Source organism: Rufibacter soli (assembly GCF_054781795.1).
The window spans coordinates 345,016-361,086 of sequence record NZ_BAAGTS010000001.1 but is presented as its reverse complement, the minus strand read 5'-3'; the positions used below and the strand labels follow the sequence as shown (position 1 = coordinate 361,086).

General features: G+C 52.4%; 11 protein-coding genes. 6 read left to right on the top strand and 5 right to left on the bottom strand.

The genetic code is table 11. The annotated features are described in order from the left end of the window. Positions 1-861, top strand: coding sequence for a glucose-1-phosphate thymidylyltransferase RfbA (gene rfbA / locus ACYVJQ_RS01470; protein WP_460891292.1), 861 nt, complete (start codon positions 1-3; stop codon positions 859-861). An 89-nt stretch (positions 862-950) separates the two neighbouring features. On the opposite strand, the gene chrA is transcribed toward rfbA, so the two are convergent. Beyond that, entirely contained in the window at positions 951-2,126 is a 1,176-nt protein-coding gene (gene chrA, locus ACYVJQ_RS01465) for a chromate efflux transporter (RefSeq protein ID WP_460891291.1), read from the bottom strand. A 98-nt stretch (positions 2,127-2,224) separates the two neighbouring features. Continuing rightward, positions 2,225-3,196 carry an isopenicillin N synthase family dioxygenase gene (locus tag ACYVJQ_RS01460; RefSeq protein WP_460891290.1) on the bottom strand — a complete coding sequence of 324 codons (972 nt, stop codon included), beginning with the start codon at positions 3,194-3,196 and terminating at the stop codon, positions 2,225-2,227. A gap of 105 nt (positions 3,197-3,301) precedes the next feature. Here ACYVJQ_RS01460 and ACYVJQ_RS01455 point away from each other — a divergent pair, with 105 nt between their 5' ends. The 4 genes from ACYVJQ_RS01455 (at position 3,302) to ACYVJQ_RS01440 (ending at position 7,848) form a co-directional block, all read left to right on the top strand. Beyond that, positions 3,302-4,174 carry a hypothetical protein gene (locus ACYVJQ_RS01455; protein ID WP_460891289.1) on the top strand — a complete coding sequence of 291 codons (873 nt, stop codon included), beginning with the start codon at positions 3,302-3,304 and terminating at the stop codon, positions 4,172-4,174. Positions 4,175-4,530: 356 nt separating this feature from the next. Continuing rightward, positions 4,531-5,250 (top strand): ABC transporter ATP-binding protein, encoded by a 720-nt coding sequence (locus ACYVJQ_RS01450; protein ID WP_460891288.1) that lies wholly within the window; start codon positions 4,531-4,533, stop codon positions 5,248-5,250. Positions 5,251-5,475: 225 nt separating this feature from the next. After that, positions 5,476-6,579 (top strand): DUF3616 domain-containing protein, encoded by a 1,104-nt coding sequence (locus tag ACYVJQ_RS01445; RefSeq protein ID WP_460891287.1) that lies wholly within the window; start codon positions 5,476-5,478, stop codon positions 6,577-6,579. Between the two features lie 378 nt (positions 6,580-6,957). Continuing rightward, positions 6,958-7,848: a carboxypeptidase-like regulatory domain-containing protein gene (locus ACYVJQ_RS01440; protein ID WP_460891286.1), complete on the top strand. Its 891-nt coding sequence runs from the start codon at positions 6,958-6,960 to the stop codon at positions 7,846-7,848. A gap of 109 nt (positions 7,849-7,957) precedes the next feature. Here the strand turns inward: ACYVJQ_RS01440 and ACYVJQ_RS01435 are convergent, their stop codons facing one another. Together ACYVJQ_RS01435 and ACYVJQ_RS01430 are read right to left on the bottom strand one after the other, a co-directional pair. Further along, a complete protein-coding gene (locus tag ACYVJQ_RS01435; RefSeq protein WP_460891285.1) occupies positions 7,958-11,080 on the bottom strand; it encodes a glycoside hydrolase family 3 N-terminal domain-containing protein in 3,123 nt (1,040 codons plus the stop codon). Between the two features lie 95 nt (positions 11,081-11,175). Continuing rightward, the gene (locus ACYVJQ_RS01430; protein ID WP_460891284.1) at positions 11,176-12,234 is read right to left on the bottom strand and encodes a S66 peptidase family protein; all 1,059 of its coding nucleotides are present in this window, start codon (positions 12,232-12,234) and stop codon (positions 11,176-11,178) included. Between the two features lie 673 nt (positions 12,235-12,907). On the opposite strand from ACYVJQ_RS01430, the gene ACYVJQ_RS01425 reads away from it, so the two are divergent. Further along, a complete protein-coding gene (locus ACYVJQ_RS01425; protein ID WP_460891283.1) occupies positions 12,908-14,269 on the top strand; it encodes a D-alanyl-D-alanine carboxypeptidase in 1,362 nt (453 codons plus the stop codon). A gap of 209 nt (positions 14,270-14,478) precedes the next feature. On the opposite strand, the gene ACYVJQ_RS01420 is transcribed toward ACYVJQ_RS01425, so the two are convergent. Continuing rightward, complete coding sequence (locus tag ACYVJQ_RS01420; RefSeq protein ID WP_460891282.1) at positions 14,479-15,987, bottom strand: glycosyl hydrolase family 18 protein; 1,509 nt, start codon at positions 15,985-15,987, stop codon at positions 14,479-14,481. Positions 15,988-16,071 lie beyond the last annotated feature (84 nt).

The following is a 16,071-nucleotide window of genomic DNA, read 5'->3' as shown; positions in this document are numbered from 1 at the left end:
ATGAAAGGAATCATCTTAGCCGGAGGCTCAGGTACCAGGTTGCATCCACTTACCTTAGCGGTTAGCAAACAGCTAATGCCGGTGTATGATAAGCCAATGATCTATTACCCGCTTTCTACCCTCATGCTGGCGGGCATCAAGGACATACTGATTATCTCCACCCCACATGATCTGCCCATGTTTGAGCGGCTGTTGGGCGACGGTAGCCAGATTGGCTGTAATTTCAGTTACCAAGTGCAGGAAGTACCCAACGGTCTTGCCCAGGCATTTGTGTTAGGTGCTGACTTTGTAGGCAGAGATAAAGCCGCCCTCATTTTGGGAGATAATATCTTCTATGGCTCTGGCATGAGCAAGTTGCTGCAGGCCAACAACGATCCAGATGGAGGTGTAGTGTATGCTTACCATGTGCAAGACCCAGAGCGTTACGGCGTGGTGGAGTTTGACGAGAACATGAAAGCTATTTCCATTGAAGAGAAGCCTGCGCAGCCAAAATCACATTATGCGGTGCCAGGGCTTTACTTCTATGACAACCAGGTAATAGATATTGCTAAAAACCTGAAGCCCAGCCCTCGTGGGGAGTATGAGATCACAGACGTGAATAAGGAGTATTTGCGCCAAGGCAAATTGAAAGTAGGTATTTTGGATAGAGGCACAGCCTGGTTAGACACCGGTACCATCCAATCTTTGATGCAGGCGGCCACGTTTGTACAGGTGATTGAGGAACGCCAGGGACTGAAGATTGGCTCTATAGAGGAAGTAGCCTACCGAATGGGTTTCATCAATGCCGAGCAATTGCAGCGCATAGCAGAACCCTTGCGCAAAAGCGGGTACGGAGACTATCTACTGGGCCTACTGAAGTAGACACATATATAACAAAACTGAATAGCCGGGAGGCAGGGTACTCATCCTGTTTTCCGGCTATTTTCATGAAAACGGGCTTAAAACAGGAGCTACCCCGGAAACAACAGGCCCGCGGCCAAACCGATAAGAATGAGCGCTGGCGCGGGTATCCTGGTCCAGAGCAGCAAGGCAAAGGTGAGCACCACCAGTCCGAAATTATAAGGCGTGTTCTCTATGGGATGGTAAAGCATAATAGCCGCCGCGCAGACCATGCCGGAGCCTACCGCGTTGATCCCTTCCAGCGAAGCCTGAATAACCCGGTACTTCCGCAATTCTTCCCAAAACCTGATCACAAAGAAAATCAAGAAGGTACCCGGCAGGAAAATAGCAATGGTGGAAACCACTCCCCCTAAAATCTGACCGCCCCAGCCGTAAGGCCTCATAGACAAAGTGCCAATATAAGAGCAGAAAGAGAAAACCGGGCCGGGCAGAGCCTGCACCAAAGCAAAGCCTGACATGAACTCTTTGAAGTTTAGGTACCCTTTAAACTCCACAAACTCGGTGTACATGACAGGTACCAAGACTTGGCCCCCGCCAAAGATAAGGCTGCCGTTCCGGTAGAAGTTCTCAAACAGCAGGACTGCCCGCAGTTGGGTGTACCTTCCCAGCAAGGCCGCCGCTATTAACACACCCACAAACAGCAGGAAATTAGCCCATTCCACCTTCATGGGTTTCTTTTCCAGCACAGGTTGTTTCTGAAACCTAAGGGCGGTGAGGCTTCCGCCGGCCAGTAGGAGCAGTGGGAACACCCACGGCGACCTGAAAAAGAAAGCCAGGATGGCAGATACCACCATAATCACAATGCCACCCTTGGTGTATACCACCTTTGAACTGATGCGCCAGGCGGCGAAGGCCACAAAACCCACGGCCATGGGCTGGATAAAACGGGTAAAGCCCAGAGGAGCGCCTTTGCCTTCCAGAAAAGACATGATGAGCCCGGCGGCAATCATAATGATAGCGGCAGGCGCTATCCAGACCAGAAGCGTAAGGTAGGCCAGGTTAGGACCTCCTACTTTAAACCCAATGGCGGTAATGGTTTGGGTGGAGGCCGGGCCAGGCAGAATCTGGCAGAGGGCATTCAATTCCAGCAACTCTTTTTCGCTGAGGTAGTTTCGCTTCTCCACCATCAGGCGCAACATCATGGCGATATGCGCCTGCGGCCCGCCAAACGCCGTGAGCGAGAGCGAGGCAACATCCTTCAGGAAAATAATATTACGAGGGCGCAAATGTCTGGGGTTGAGTTGCGTTTTAAGGCCGTTTTTTAAAAATAGGCATAAAAACGAAAGGAGCCTTTACGGCTCCTTTCTAAATGATATAAATCATCTTATTTTTTGAGCCCCAGCTCTACCAGACGCTCATTCAGGAAGTCGCCGGCGGTGATGTCTGGGAACTGCTTAGGGTTTTGGGCATCAATGCAACTCTCCAGGCAGGTTAAGTCCATTTCTGAGCGTGGGTGCATGAAGAACGGGATGGAGAAGCGGGATGTGTTCATCAGTTCACGCGGTGGGTTCACTACGCGGTGAATAGTAGACTTCAACTTGTTGTTGGTGTGGCGGGACAGCATGTCTCCTACGTTCACAATCACCTGCTCAGGTAAGGCGGTGATGGGAATCCACTTACCGTCACGGCGCAGTACCTGCAGGCCGTCAGCAGAGGCGCCCATCAATAGGGTAATCAGGTTGATATCACCGTGCTCTGCGGCACGTACGGCATCAGCGGGAACCGCATCTGGGTTCTCAATAGGGAAGTAGTGAATAGGACGCAGGATGCTGTTACCGTTGTGTACCTTGGCGTCAAAATAATCCTCAGACAGACCTAAGTAGATAGCCAAAGCCTTCAATACTTGCTTGCCGGCGGCCTCCAGACGCTGGTACGCCTCCAGGGCTACTTCCTGGAACTCAGGTACCTCTGTTGGCCACACGTTATCTGGGTATTCCTCCTTGATAGGGTCATTGTCGGTAACTTCCTGGCCCACGTGGTAGAACTCTTTCAGGTCACCGGTGTTGCGGCCTTTGGCGTGCTCTTTTCCTTTGCCCACGTACCCGCGCTGGCCGGCCAGACCAGGTATCTCATACTTTTGCTTCACCTCATCTGGCAGGGCGAAGAATTTCTTGATGGCAGCATATAAACGCTCGGTGAGGTCATCGCTCAAGCCGTGGTTTTTCAGGGCCACAAACCCAATGTTCTGGTGGGCGTCACCCATGGCCTGTACAAAAGCAGCTTTGCGCTGCGGGTCGCCAGACACGAAGTCGGCTAGGTCTAGAGAAGGGATTTCTTCTAATAATTTATCGTTCATAAACCTGGATTGACGTATTCTTAAAAAAGAGATTAGAAATGAGACGCAAGTTACAAAATTTCTAACTTTGAAACATTCGCCTACTATTCACGATACTTAATTACTATGAAAAAGAAACACTTATCCTTTGTGGCAATTGCAGCCCTGCTGGTTGCATCTGCCTGTGATGGAAACCGTTCCACCACTACCACCACAGAAACCAATACCACCACCGCCACAGAGCAGGAGATGGAGCATGATTCTGCCGGGGTGCAGCACAACGGCACCATGGGCACGCCCATGGAAAAAGGGGGCCTGAAGGTCTATTCCTACAGCAATTCAGTTGACTTCCCAGACGCCAAACTTACCCTGAACAAGCCGGAGAAAAACGCCAAACTCACTGGTGACTCCGTTCGGTTTGAATATGGCGTGGAGAACTTCCAGCTGAGTCAGCAAACCTCAGATGCCACGCAGCATGAGCACGCCAACTCCAAAGAAGGTCAGCACATCCATAACATAGTGGACAATGAGCCTTACACCGCGCATTACAAGCCTATGTTCAACAAGGCTGTGAAACCAGGCCAGCACGTGGTGCTCTCCTTCCTGTCACGGTCTTACCATGAAAGCATCAAGCACAAGGGCGCCTATGACCTTAGAACTTTCCAGGTAGGCAACGCAGCTGCCAGTGCCACCAAATTTGACGAGAACGGCCAGCACCTGTTCTACAGCCGCCCTAAAGGGGAATACAAAGGTGCAGACACCAAGAAAGTGATGCTGGACTTCTACTTGGTCAACACCACCTTAGCCAAAGACGGCAACAAGGTGCGGGCCACCATCAATGGCAACGAGTTTATTCTAGACCAATGGTTGCCCTACTTGGTAGAGGGCTTGCCTATGGGCGAAAACACCTTTAAGCTGGAACTGATAGACAGCCAAGGCAAAGTAGTGCCAGGCCCTTACAACACCGTAGAACGTAAAATTACCCTCAAAGCTTCGTAAGCATTTGGATTTTATAAATAGAAAGCCACCTCATGCGGGGTGGCTTTTTTTGTGCCTTTATCTTTACTAAGTTTTAAGTATTTGATTAGTATAGGGTTTGTTGAATATTTATGGAAAATTAATTTGGGAGCGCTGCTAAATTTTGTCCTGCAGAAGTTGTAATAAAAAGGGAGCGTGGGCTACCAATAAAAGGATAAAACCTATATAAAGCCTGGTTTGGGGCTGTTTTGGTAAAAACGGGCCAGAAACGCTTTATGGGCTTGTGCTTAAAATGCAACCATTTCACCCCTAGGGGAATCTATTAAAACAAGGGCCAAAGAATACCGGCATTTTTGCCCACCCAGAATTGAAGAGCCATGATTCACCTCCAGGACATCCATAAATACTACGCCGTAGCGGGCAACAAACTACATGTCCTGAAAGGCATAGACCTGCAGATACAGGAAGGGGAGCTGGTGTCTGTGCTGGGGGCAGCAGGTTCAGGTAAGTCTACGTTGCTTAACATTCTGGGGGTTTTAGATGAGTTTGACCGGGGCCATTACACCCTGGCGGGCTCGTCTATGAAAAACCTGTCGCAGGCCGGTGCGGCGCATTTCCGGAATAAGTTTCTGGGGTTTGTGTTGCAGAGCTTTGACTTGATCAGTTTTCAGAATATCCTGGAAAACGTGGCTTTGCCGCTCCAATATCAGAATGTAGACCGCCAAGAGCGCAATCAACTTGCCCTGGAATGTCTGGACCGCGTTGGCCTGAAAGACTGGGCCCAGCATTCACCCGCTGATTTGTCTGCCGGGCAGCGCCAGCAGGTAGCCATTGCCCGGGCCCTCATTGGCAGCCCGAAGCTAATCCTGGCAGATGAACCCACCGGCGGACTTGATACCCACGCCTCTAAAGTGGTGATGGAAACGCTCAAAGAAGTAAACCGGCAGGGCATAACCGTGGTGTTGGCCACCCAGGAGAAAAGCATCGCGGAGCAAGCCACCCGCAGGTTCAGACTCAAAGATGGCCGCCTACGCGAGGGTAACCCGGGCAAAAGCGCAATTAGTCCTCTGTCTCCCATGGCGTATACCCGTCCCTGACTTTTACCGGCAAGTTTTACAGCGTAGCCCCTTCAGTTGCGTGGCGCGAGCCAGGGGTTACAAGAAAGGTTTTTGCGTAGATCATACCTAAAAGAAGAAACCAGAACGCGGCAACCCCTAAAGGATTGCCGCGTTCTGGTTTTAGAGCCTTTGCTCAGGAAACAGCCCCTGGGGCAAACGCGTTTAACACCATTGTCTACTTCCAGTACTTCGGCAGAACTACCCATGAAAAACCAGCCTACCCACGTTGAGCTTCATTTTGACCCCAAGAAGAGTTTCACCACCACCGGCAAGCACGTGCGCGACGGCCTGTCTACCGTGCTACGCACCGGTGACTACCTCTGGCTAAGTTGTGATGAGCAGATCTCCCTGGAAAGACTCAAAAAAGTAAGCGACAACACCTTTGCCGAGCATACCCGCTTTGACCTGAGCCAGTTCCTGGATTTGCCAGACGGGAAAAAGACAGAGATTGACATTGAAGGCATGGGCGAGTCTGGGGGCTATTTGTGGCTGGTGGGGTCACACGGGCTTAAGCGCAAGAAACCCCGCAAGGAAGACTCCCTCCAGAAACAGATCAAACGCCTTTCCAAGGTCATCTCAGAGGCAAACAGGTACCTGCTGGCCCGCATTCCGTTGGTGCAGGATGCCGCCACCGGCGAGTATACCCTCTGCAAGGAGTGCACCAACCCCGAAGACGCCGCTAAATCTTTAAGGGCCGGCCAGCTTATGGGCTCAGACAAAGGAAACCAGTTAATGGAGGCCATTGCCAAAGACCCGCACCTGCAAGACTTTCTGCACATACCCGGCAAAGACAACGGCTTTGATATTGAAGGCTTGGCCCTGCATGAAAACCGCATCTTTTTGGGACTGCGGGGGCCTGTCTTAAGGGGCTGGGCCATGATTCTAGAGCTACAGGTAGAGTCGGGACAGGAGGAAGGAACCCTGCAACTCAAGGCGGCCAAAGACGGCGCGCTCTATAAAAAGCATTTCCTGCACATGAATGGCAAAGGCATCCGGGAGCTAAGGATCAAAGGAGAGGACCTGTATATCTTGGCGGGACCTACCATGGATCTGGACGGCATCATCGCGGTTTACCGATGGCCCAAAGCCATGGTAAAAACCCTACAGGAAGAGCAGATGGTGCACCGCCATGACCTGGAGCGCCTGTTTGACGTGCCCCACGGCAGCGGGGAGACCTCCGGCAAAGACAAAGCCGAAGGCCTGGCCCTGTATGATGAAAAACATCTGCTACTGGTCTTTGACAGCCCCACCGATGCCCGCAAACCAAAAGACGATGTAGTAGTGGCCGACCTCTACCCCATGAAATAATAGACCAAACCTATAAAAGTGCAGGATAATGCGGCTGAAGGAAAACCGTCCTGCCCTGTCATCTTCAGGGTTCAGGTTCCCAACCACTACCCGCCTCTGGCGAAGGGTTTCAACTTGCGTGAACTGCCTGCCCCAAAGGCTCACTTAGACAGGGCCACAATTCCTTTGAATGCCTTATAAAATATCACCCTGGCTCTTTGAAGGACCAGGCAACTATTGCTCTTACCCGAACCAATCTTTTTATATGAGGCAGCAATGGGCGTTGAGCTTCTGGCGTTGTACCTGTGCCCTCGGTAATTTCTGTTTTAAGGCCGTTTTTGGCAAAACAGGCCAGAAGTAGGAATTGGTCTCGGCAAAGTGGTAAATTGGCAGTATCTCATGAAACACGTTTTTCCCCTTTGGGCTCTCTGCCTCCTTTTCTCTTTCACCACGTACGGCCAAATCAAAGGCACTGTGACAGACCAAGCCACGGGCAAGCCGGTGGCGTTTGCCAATATCTGGGTGGAAAATGAGAATCTGGGCACTACTTCCAGCGAGCAAGGCGAGTTCAGGTTTACCCAGACGGGCCTATCCGGCAAGACTTTGGTGGTTAGTTGCCTGGGGTATGAGAAAGCCCGAATAGCGATAGTGGGCCCTGTCCTACAGATTGTGCTAGTGCCATCGGCGGTAGTCTTGTCTGAGGTCACTGTGAGGAAAGATGCCAAGCGCACCAAACGGGTTATAAACGCTTTAGACAACAATACCCAGTACAGCTTCGGGAGCAACGGCACGCCTTGGATTGTGGCGCAGTACATACCCTATACCGCCAACTTTGCCGCCACGCCTTTTCTGGATGAAGTGGCGCTCATCACCATGAACAACCTCAAGAAAGCCACCTTCCGGATTCACCTGCTGCGGGTAGGCGAAAAAGGAGAGCCTACCACTTCGCTGTTGAAGACGCCGCTACTGGTGCAGGCTCCACAGGGCATTAAAACGGTTCGGCTGGACCTGAGCCAGTATGACCTCCAGATGCCCGCACAGGGCTTGTTCATCGCCTTTGAGTGGCTTATCCTTAAACAGAACCGCTATGAGCCGGCAGACCCAGAGACCGGTGAAAAGCTGGGCCCCGCCCGAATCTCCTATGAACCTAGCATCCGGACATATGCGCCCAACAGCACCGGGCACAGCAGTTGGATCTATCACCAGGGCCAATGGGTAAGCACCAACCAGCGCGAAGGCGACGCTATTTCCTTCGCCACGCCCCATTTCCAACTGACGCTTAGTAACTAAATCTCTAAATATCGTTTTAAGCCTGTTTTTAGAAAAACGGCTCTAAAACGGAAACGCCCACCTCATTTAATTGAGGTGGGCGTTTCCGTTTTATCACTTTCTGAAAGTGTTATCTCCCAGAGCTGGCCGAGGTAGTATCAGTAGTTTTAGAACCGTTCTTGGCTTTGGCCATGGCGTCATAGACCACCTGCATTACTTTGGTGCGGGTATTGAGTTTGCTCAGGGTAGAGCTCTCACGGGTTGGGTGCACGCGGTTAGACAGGAACACGTAGACCAGTTGGTTCACGGGGTCTACCCAGCTGTAGATACCGGTAAAGCCGGTGTGCCCGAAGCTCTCTGCCGGGGCGCTTTCTGGGGCGTTTCCGTTTACGGTGCCCGGTTTAGAAGGGCGGTCAAACCCTAGGGCGCGGTAATTGTCTGGGCAGAACTGACATTTACTGAACGTGCTTACCACGTTAGGTGCAATGTAGCGCTTGCCGGCATAAATGCCGTTGTTGAGGTACAGCTGCATCATTTTAGCCAAATCATTGGCAGTCCCGAACAGGCCGGCGTGGCCGCTTACACCGCCCAGCATGGCGGCGCCTTCATCATGCACGGTGCCATGCAGCAGTTGCTTCCGGAACAGGGTGTCTATCTCGGTGGGTACAATTCTGCTCAGCGGGTAGTATTTGTACGGGTTGAAGGTGAGGGTGGTGGCACCCAGCGGCTCGTAGATGTTCTTCTTCAGGTAGGTCTCAAAGTCCTGGCCGGTGATGTTCTTCACTACCAGCGGGGCCAGAATAAAGGACAGGTCACTGTACACATAGCCCGGCTTCTCGTTCAACGGGGACTCCTTGATCTCCTTGTAGATTTCCTCGGCGTAGTCTTTGTGCATGTACAGGTTCTGCGCCACTTTATAAGGGTACTTAGCCGAAGAATCGGTTTCAAAGGTTTTGTGCTTGAACTTGCCATTCTCCTTCACGGTCTCTTTCCAGAACGGAATCCAGGATTTCAGGCGAGCCTGGTGGGTGAGAATGTCGCGGTACTTGAGGTTCTCTTTGTTAGAACCCTTCATCATGGGCAGGTACTCACCCAGGGTTTTGTCCACGTCAAACTTGCCTTCGCCGCTCAGTTTCATAAAGGCCGCCAGAGAGGTAGTGATTTTGGTTACCGAGGCCAGGTCATACAGATCTGTGTTCTGCACGGGCACCTTGTTGTCATAGGTATGCGACCCAAACGACTTGTAGTAAATCACCTTGCCGTTCTTGGCCACCAGCACTTGAGCGCCCGGGGTGGCTTTGGCTTTGATGGCCTCATTTACTAGGGTGTCAATCTGTGCCAGGTCCTGTGATCTCAAGCCAACCGCCTCTGGTACGGTGTACGCCAGGCGCAGGCCGCCATCGGTCTTAAGGCCGTCATTAATCCTGAAGTAGTTAGATACGTTCACGGGCAGTTTGCCTTTGGCGCCAATCCCGCCGAAGATCAGCTGGGCGGCGGCATCCTGGGTCAGTTCGTTTTCCTGGTACGTGGCAATCACGCCGGCGGCTTTCTCAATATCCTCAAAGCGGTTCAGGCTGTACACGTTGCCAAACACACTTACAATAGTGGGCTTAGAACGGATCAGGTCTTTCAGGAACAGGTTCATCTCAGCGGTAATGCCAAAGGTATTGTTACCGGAGGCTTTCAATTGCAGGCGGTGCACGCCCACCAGGATGGTGTTGTAGTCTTTAAGTTGTTCCTTAAGGGCCTGCAACTCAGCAATGGAGCTGGTAGGGGATAAAAAGAAGTTGTCTACCTTGGTGTATTTGGCCAGGCTGCGCTGGAAATCAGTCTCTACGTTAGTGCCCAGGGCCAGGGCTGCAATCTTGAGCGTGTCTAGGGTTTTGATAGGCAAAACGTTGTTCTTGTTGCGCAACAACGTCAAAGAAGCCTCCGTGAGCTGACGGTTAATATAGTCGGCGGTGGGGTTGTTGAGGTCTTTGATCAGGTTCTTGGTTTCAATGGGCTTCCATTTGTCCAGCCCGGCCCATTGCTTGGCGGCCAGCACTTTCTTGCAACGCTCATCAACCTCGGCTTGCGTGATCTCTTTGTTAGCGATGGCTTTCTTTACCTCCTCAATGGTGGTTTTCACGTCCATGGTGTTCAAAAGCACGTCATTACCTGCTAATAAGGCTTTCACGTCTACTATGCCGGGGCCATAGAATTTAGCCACGCCCTGCATATTCAAGGCATCTGTAAACACCAGCCCTTTGAACTTCATCTCATCCTTCAAGAGGTCTTGTACAATGTTCTTGGAAAGAGTAGAGGCCAGGTCTTTGGTGTTGTCCAGCACGGGAATGTTCATGTGGGCCACCATGAGGCTGCCCAGCCCGTTTTTGAATAACTCCCTGAACGGGTAGAGTTCCGTGGAGTCCAGGCGCAGTTTGGAGAAATGGAGCACTGGCAGACCGTAATGCGAATCTACGTTGGTATCACCGTGGCCGGGGAAGTGCTTGGCGTTGGCCAGAATCTTGTTGTCCTGCATACCCTTCACATAAGCGAGGGCCTTGCGGGTAACGTTGTATTTGTCTTCGCCAAAAGAGCGGAAACCGATCACGGGGTTGTTGGCGTTGTTGTTCACGTCTACCACCGGCGCGAAGTTCACGTGAATGCCCAGGCGCTGGCACTGGCGGGCAATCTCGGCGCCCATGTCATAGATAAGCTTCTCGTTCTCAATGCCTCCCAAGGCCATCTGGTACGGGAACCGGGTAGTGCTGTCCAGGCGCATGGCCAGGCCCCATTCGCCGTCAATGGAGATCATGAGCGGCACCTTGCTTTCGCGCTGGTAGCGGTTGGTCATGTTTGCCTGACGTACGGGCCCACCCTGGAAGAAAATCAACCCACCAATTTTATAGGTGGTAATCAGCTTACTGATGGAGTCTACGTGCGCCTGGTTCTTGTTGGAGTACACCGGAATCATGATCAACTGCGCAATGCGCTCCTCTGGGGTGAGAGACATGAACACCGAGTCCACCCATTTCTGGTTAGCACCATAGAAAGGCGGATCTGTCTTGGGGTTGAACGCCGGAACCACCGGTTTCTTGGCTGCCGGCTTCTTGGCCGAAGTTTTTTTGGAAGACGCTTTTTTAGCGACTACCGTCTTTTTAGGGGAAGATTTGCCTGCTTTAGCGCCACGGGTCTGGCCATGCAGGGCTACGGCTCCTACAAAGAAGAGCAAAATAACGAAGAGGGAAAGAAGACGATGTTTTTTCAAGGCAGAGTCAGATAAAACGGGTATGGGTAGGGTAAACGCCTGCAAATTACGGCAATTATATCAAAAACAGGGCCAGCGAGAAGCAAAGTTCCAAATCAGGCCACAGCACTGTTTAATAGCTTTATAGTACCAGCGGTGGCGTCCATTTCGGCCTCAGCGCCTACTGGTATAGTAAATTTATGGGTAATGTGCCCAATCATGGCGCCGGAGTACACCGGTACCTTCAAGGGCTGCAGGTGTTGCTCCAGTACTTCCTCCAGGGTAAGGGAACCGTAGCTGCCCTTGCCCGGCTCGCAGTCAGAACACTTGCCAAACACCACGCCCTTCACCTGGTCCAGCACGCCCGCCAGTTTGAGTTGGGTAAGCATGCGGTCTATGCGGTACACGGCCTCATTGGTGTCTTCCAGAAACAGGATGGCGTCTTTCCAGTGGGGCAGATAGTCTGAGCCCATAATGGCGGTGAGCACGGTCAGGTTTCCGCCCACCAATTTACCGCGGGCCGTGCCAGGCGTGATGGTGGTGATGCGGTCTTTGGTGACGGTGAGGTTATCGCCAATCTCCTTGGGGTTTTCAAAAAGGGTGGGCATGCCGTCAAAGAGCACTTGCTTGAAAGAGTCAACTGAGAATTTGTTCCAGGTGGCAGCGCCCACAGGGCCATGGAAGGTCACCAATCCGGTCTTGGCGTTAATGGCCAGCAGCAGGGCGGTAATGTCTGAGTAGCCAATGAGTGGCTTGGGGTTTTTCTGGATGGTCTTGTAGTCCAGCAAGGGCAATAAGCGGGCGCAGCCCCAGCCGCCGTGAATGGCCAGAATACCTTGGATACTTTTATCTGCGAACATGGTGTTCACGTCCTCGGCGCGGGCCTGGTCTGTGCCGGCCAGGTAGCCCATCCGGTCATACACGTGTTTCCCCAGCCTTATTTTAAGGCCAAGCGCCTCCAGAGATTCTATGGTAATCTGCACCGTCTCTTTACTAAACGCCGCCCCTGCCGGACAAATCAATCCAACGGTATCGCCGGGCTTGAGCCGAGGCGGAAGAATGGTTTTGAGGGCTTTCTCTGCCAACGCGGTTGAGGGCGCGAAACCCAGAAGGGGAAGAGCTGCGGCAGCCACAGAAAGCGAGGCCAGCACCTCACGGCGGGAACGGAATGACATAAGGCAGAAGGTTATAAAGGACGGAAGCTTTGAATCCGTTAAAATAAAGAGATTGAATAAGTTTCACGCGTTTTTCTGCTATTTTTCAGAAAACAAGTTGGGCGCGAGAGTACACGCGCGAGTCCTAAGTTCAAAGTCATGAGTCCTGAGTGGGAAAATGAGCTTTCCATAGAGAAATTGGTTTATGCATGAAACGAACCCGCATTTCGTCCTTTGAAAGCGGGGCCGTTCCCTACTACATTTTCCCTGGTTCAAGTTTTCAACTTGGACCTAAAATGATCTGAAGTTTTCAACTTCAGTGAGGCGATAGCCTCAAATTACGAATGGCTGATTTTGGGATTTCCTGAAACGGGTAGGATGAAACGGCCCCGCCTTCTACACGTGGAGGAGGGTGTGGGATGGGGCGCATGCCCCAAGGGAAGTTTCAAACTTCCCGAATGATAGGTCCAAGTTGCAAACTTGAACCAGGGAAAGCATGATGCGTTTTAAGCCTGTTTTTGGAAAAACGGGCTTAAAACAGAAAAGCTCAACACACTCCAGACTTCCATGGGAAACTAGAAGGAAACTGTTACGCCCTAGAGAAAGCCATGTGCAGCCGAAGCCGCAATTTTCTGCCTGAATTTTTGATGGTGTCAGATTCTTGCGCTAATTACGGGTTGTAAACCTGTACCCTATGAAAACCAGTCTCCTGGGCCGCCGCTGGCGCCTGATCCCCTGCCTTTCCCTGCTTCTGCTGCTAGGCTGTAAAACCACCAAAGAAGCCCCTGTGGCAGTGGGGCCGCCGCCTTACGGGCCTGAGGTTATCAAAGAGCAGATTCTGTCTTCTGAGATTGGCAAGAACCGGTTTGTAGGCTTCGCGTTGTATGACCCGGCACTGGGCAAGATGGTGGTGGAGCATAACGCCGACAAATACTTCGTGCCGGCCTCCAACACCAAGCTGTTCACCTTCTACGCCAGCCTCAAAATGTTGGGCGATTCCATTCCGGCGCTCAAATATGTGGTGCGCGGCGACTCCCTTATCTTTTGGGGTACCGGCGATCCTACGTTCACGCATATGGACCTGAAAAACTCCCTGGCCTATGATTTCCTGAAGAACCGTAAAGAGAAACTCTACTACCTGGAGGCTCCTTTCACCAGCACGCCCTTTGCCGTTAACTGGGGCTGGGATGATTACAACTATTATTACCAGCCCGAGCGCAGCATTTTCCCCATCCATGGCAACATCGTGAAATTCGCCCGTAAGGGCGGACCTACCCAAAAGTACACCACTACGCCGGCCATCTTTAAGCCCACCGTTAAGACAGATACCGCCCGTTACGCCCACGGCGATGCCTTTGTAAGAGCCTGGCGCACCAATGACCTGACGTATTTCCCCAAGCATGCGTCTGCTGATTTCTCCGTGGAGGTTCCCTTTATCCCGAGCCCCGACATGACCGTGCGTTTGCTCACGGATACCCTGAAAAGGAAAGTGACGCTCCTCAAGCCCCGTCCGCTGCCCCAGGGCGCGCAGACCTTCTATGGCCTTCCGGCCGATACTGTGTACAAGCGCATGCTGCAGGTAAGCGACAATCTCTTTGCCGAGCAGTTGATGGCTCTTTGTTCCGGTACTTTGTCTGATACGTTGAGCGTAGAGCGCGCCATCAAACACGTGGTGAAAAACTACCTCGCTGACCTGCCCGATTCCCCAGTGTGGGTAGACGGCTCCGGCCTTTCTTCTATGAACCTGTTTACGCCCCGCAGCATCATTGCCCTGCTGCTGAAAATACAGCAGGAGCGGCCCCAAGAACGGCTGTTACCCCTCATGGCGGCTGGTGGCCAGCCCGGCACTTTCCGGAGCATCTACAAAGCCGATGTGCCCTACGTCTTCGGGAAATCCGGTACCCTGGCGCACGTGCACAACCAAAGCGGCTACATCAAAACCAAAAGCGGAAAACTGCTGCTCTTCAGCTTCATGAACAACAACTTCAAAACCTCCTCTGGTGACATCCGCAACGAAATGGTGCGCATCATGACAGAGGTGCATGAGAAATATTAATGAAGTTGAATGTTTCTACTTCCTGATCTGCTTCTTTACCCATTCGTCCTCCAGTTTTTCTCAAAAAGTGGGAGGGGAAATGATTTTCTGTTTTGAGCTTACTTTCTGAAAAACAGCCTCAAAACAGAATATCCCTACACAAAAAAATCGGCCCTTCGTCTCCAGTGAAAATGGAAATGAAGGGCCGATTGCTTTTAGCCAGAAACTGGCTAGTCTGCCACTACTATGCGATAGGTGGCGCTGGCTTTGGGGCTGCTAACCGTCAGGAAATAAAGGCCGGGGGCTAAGGCCGAGGTGTCAAAAGAGCCATCGGCCGCTAAGGCCACTGAGGTGGTTCTACCTACGGCATCTAGCAAAGAAACCGAAAGCGCGGCATTGCCGGGCGTGGCTGTTTTTACAAATACTTTCTGGCCGCGGTTCACGGGGTTAGGGTAAGCCAGGTTGCCAGCCTTGTTGGGGCTTTCCTCACCCGCAGAAAGCACGTTGGGCGGAAACTTGGTGCGCAGCAGGTTGTTCAGTTCGGGATTCACGCCGGGGCTGTCATAGCCCAGGGCCCAGATACCAATACCGGCCAGCCCTTTGTTGTTCACCAGATCATACTTCAGGCCCAGGCTTTCGGCGTCATCATAAAAGGTCTGGAACCACTGCCCGTTCTCCTGGTACACATAATAGGGCACTGATCCCTGGCTGTTCCATTGGCGGGTGTAGCCTTTGGCGGCTATCTCCTCTTTAGCAGCAGCGTAGGTACGGGAGGCTGAGGCTACTTTGCTGTTTTGGGTAGTGCCCGTAGCCCCAACGGCGTTGGTGGAGGTAGCCCACCGGCGACCGTAGTAAGGCAACGCCAGCATAAGCTTAGCCGCCGGAAGAACCGTTAAATACCCGTCTACTGATTTGGTGAGGTTGAGGGTGGGGCCCCAATAGTCCCAGCCGCTGGGAGCCAGCGGCGCGACCGGACCAGCAGTAGAAGAGCCAGCGTACCAGTAATCATAGCCCATAATCAGGAAATCATCTACCTGGGTCATGCCGGCCACGTCAAAGGCATTAGTGGTGCTGAACAGAGCCGGCAGCGCAATGGAGACCCGGGAGCCGGGTATCTCGGCGTGGAACCGGTCAGACAGGGTGTTCATGAAACTGGTAAGCGCGGCTCTTTCAGCCGAGGCCACGGTCTCAAAGTCAATGTTCACGCCATCTCCGTTGCGGGCTTTCACTACTGAAATAAGCGTAGAGATAAGGGTTTCGCGGCGGGTGGCGTTGTTCAGGATAGAGGCGTTGTTGGCGTTCCCGAAGTTGGTGACGGTTAACACCACTTTAGTGCCGGCGGCGTGGGCGGCCTCAATCAGGCCGGTGGTTTCCCAGCTTCTGATGGTGCTATAACCGCCGGTGCTGGGGTTCACCTCATAAGAGAAGTAAGCCACGGTGCTCAGGTTGCTGAAATCATAGGTGTTCCAGGTTTCGCCCTGCCAGTAGGGGTGCCAGCCCAGAACTTTTTTGCCCAGCCGTTCGCCGGTACGCTGGGTACTGGCCTGGGTGCCGGTCTTGCGGGCCAACCGCAGTGCTTCGGTATCGCGGCCTAGGGCGCGGTCATACTCAGCATCGGTCTTGAAATCATATTTTCGGTAACGCGCCATTTCTTCGGCATGAATAGACTGGGCCTGGGTTTTTGCCAGGGGACCGGCCAGGAAAAGAAAGGAACAAAGGAGAACGTAGAGTTGCTTCATATTCAATACGGGGGCTATGATAACGCAAAGAGCTGCTGCCCGTTAAGTTAATTAAATAATTTAACAAGCAGCAGCTTTTAAAGA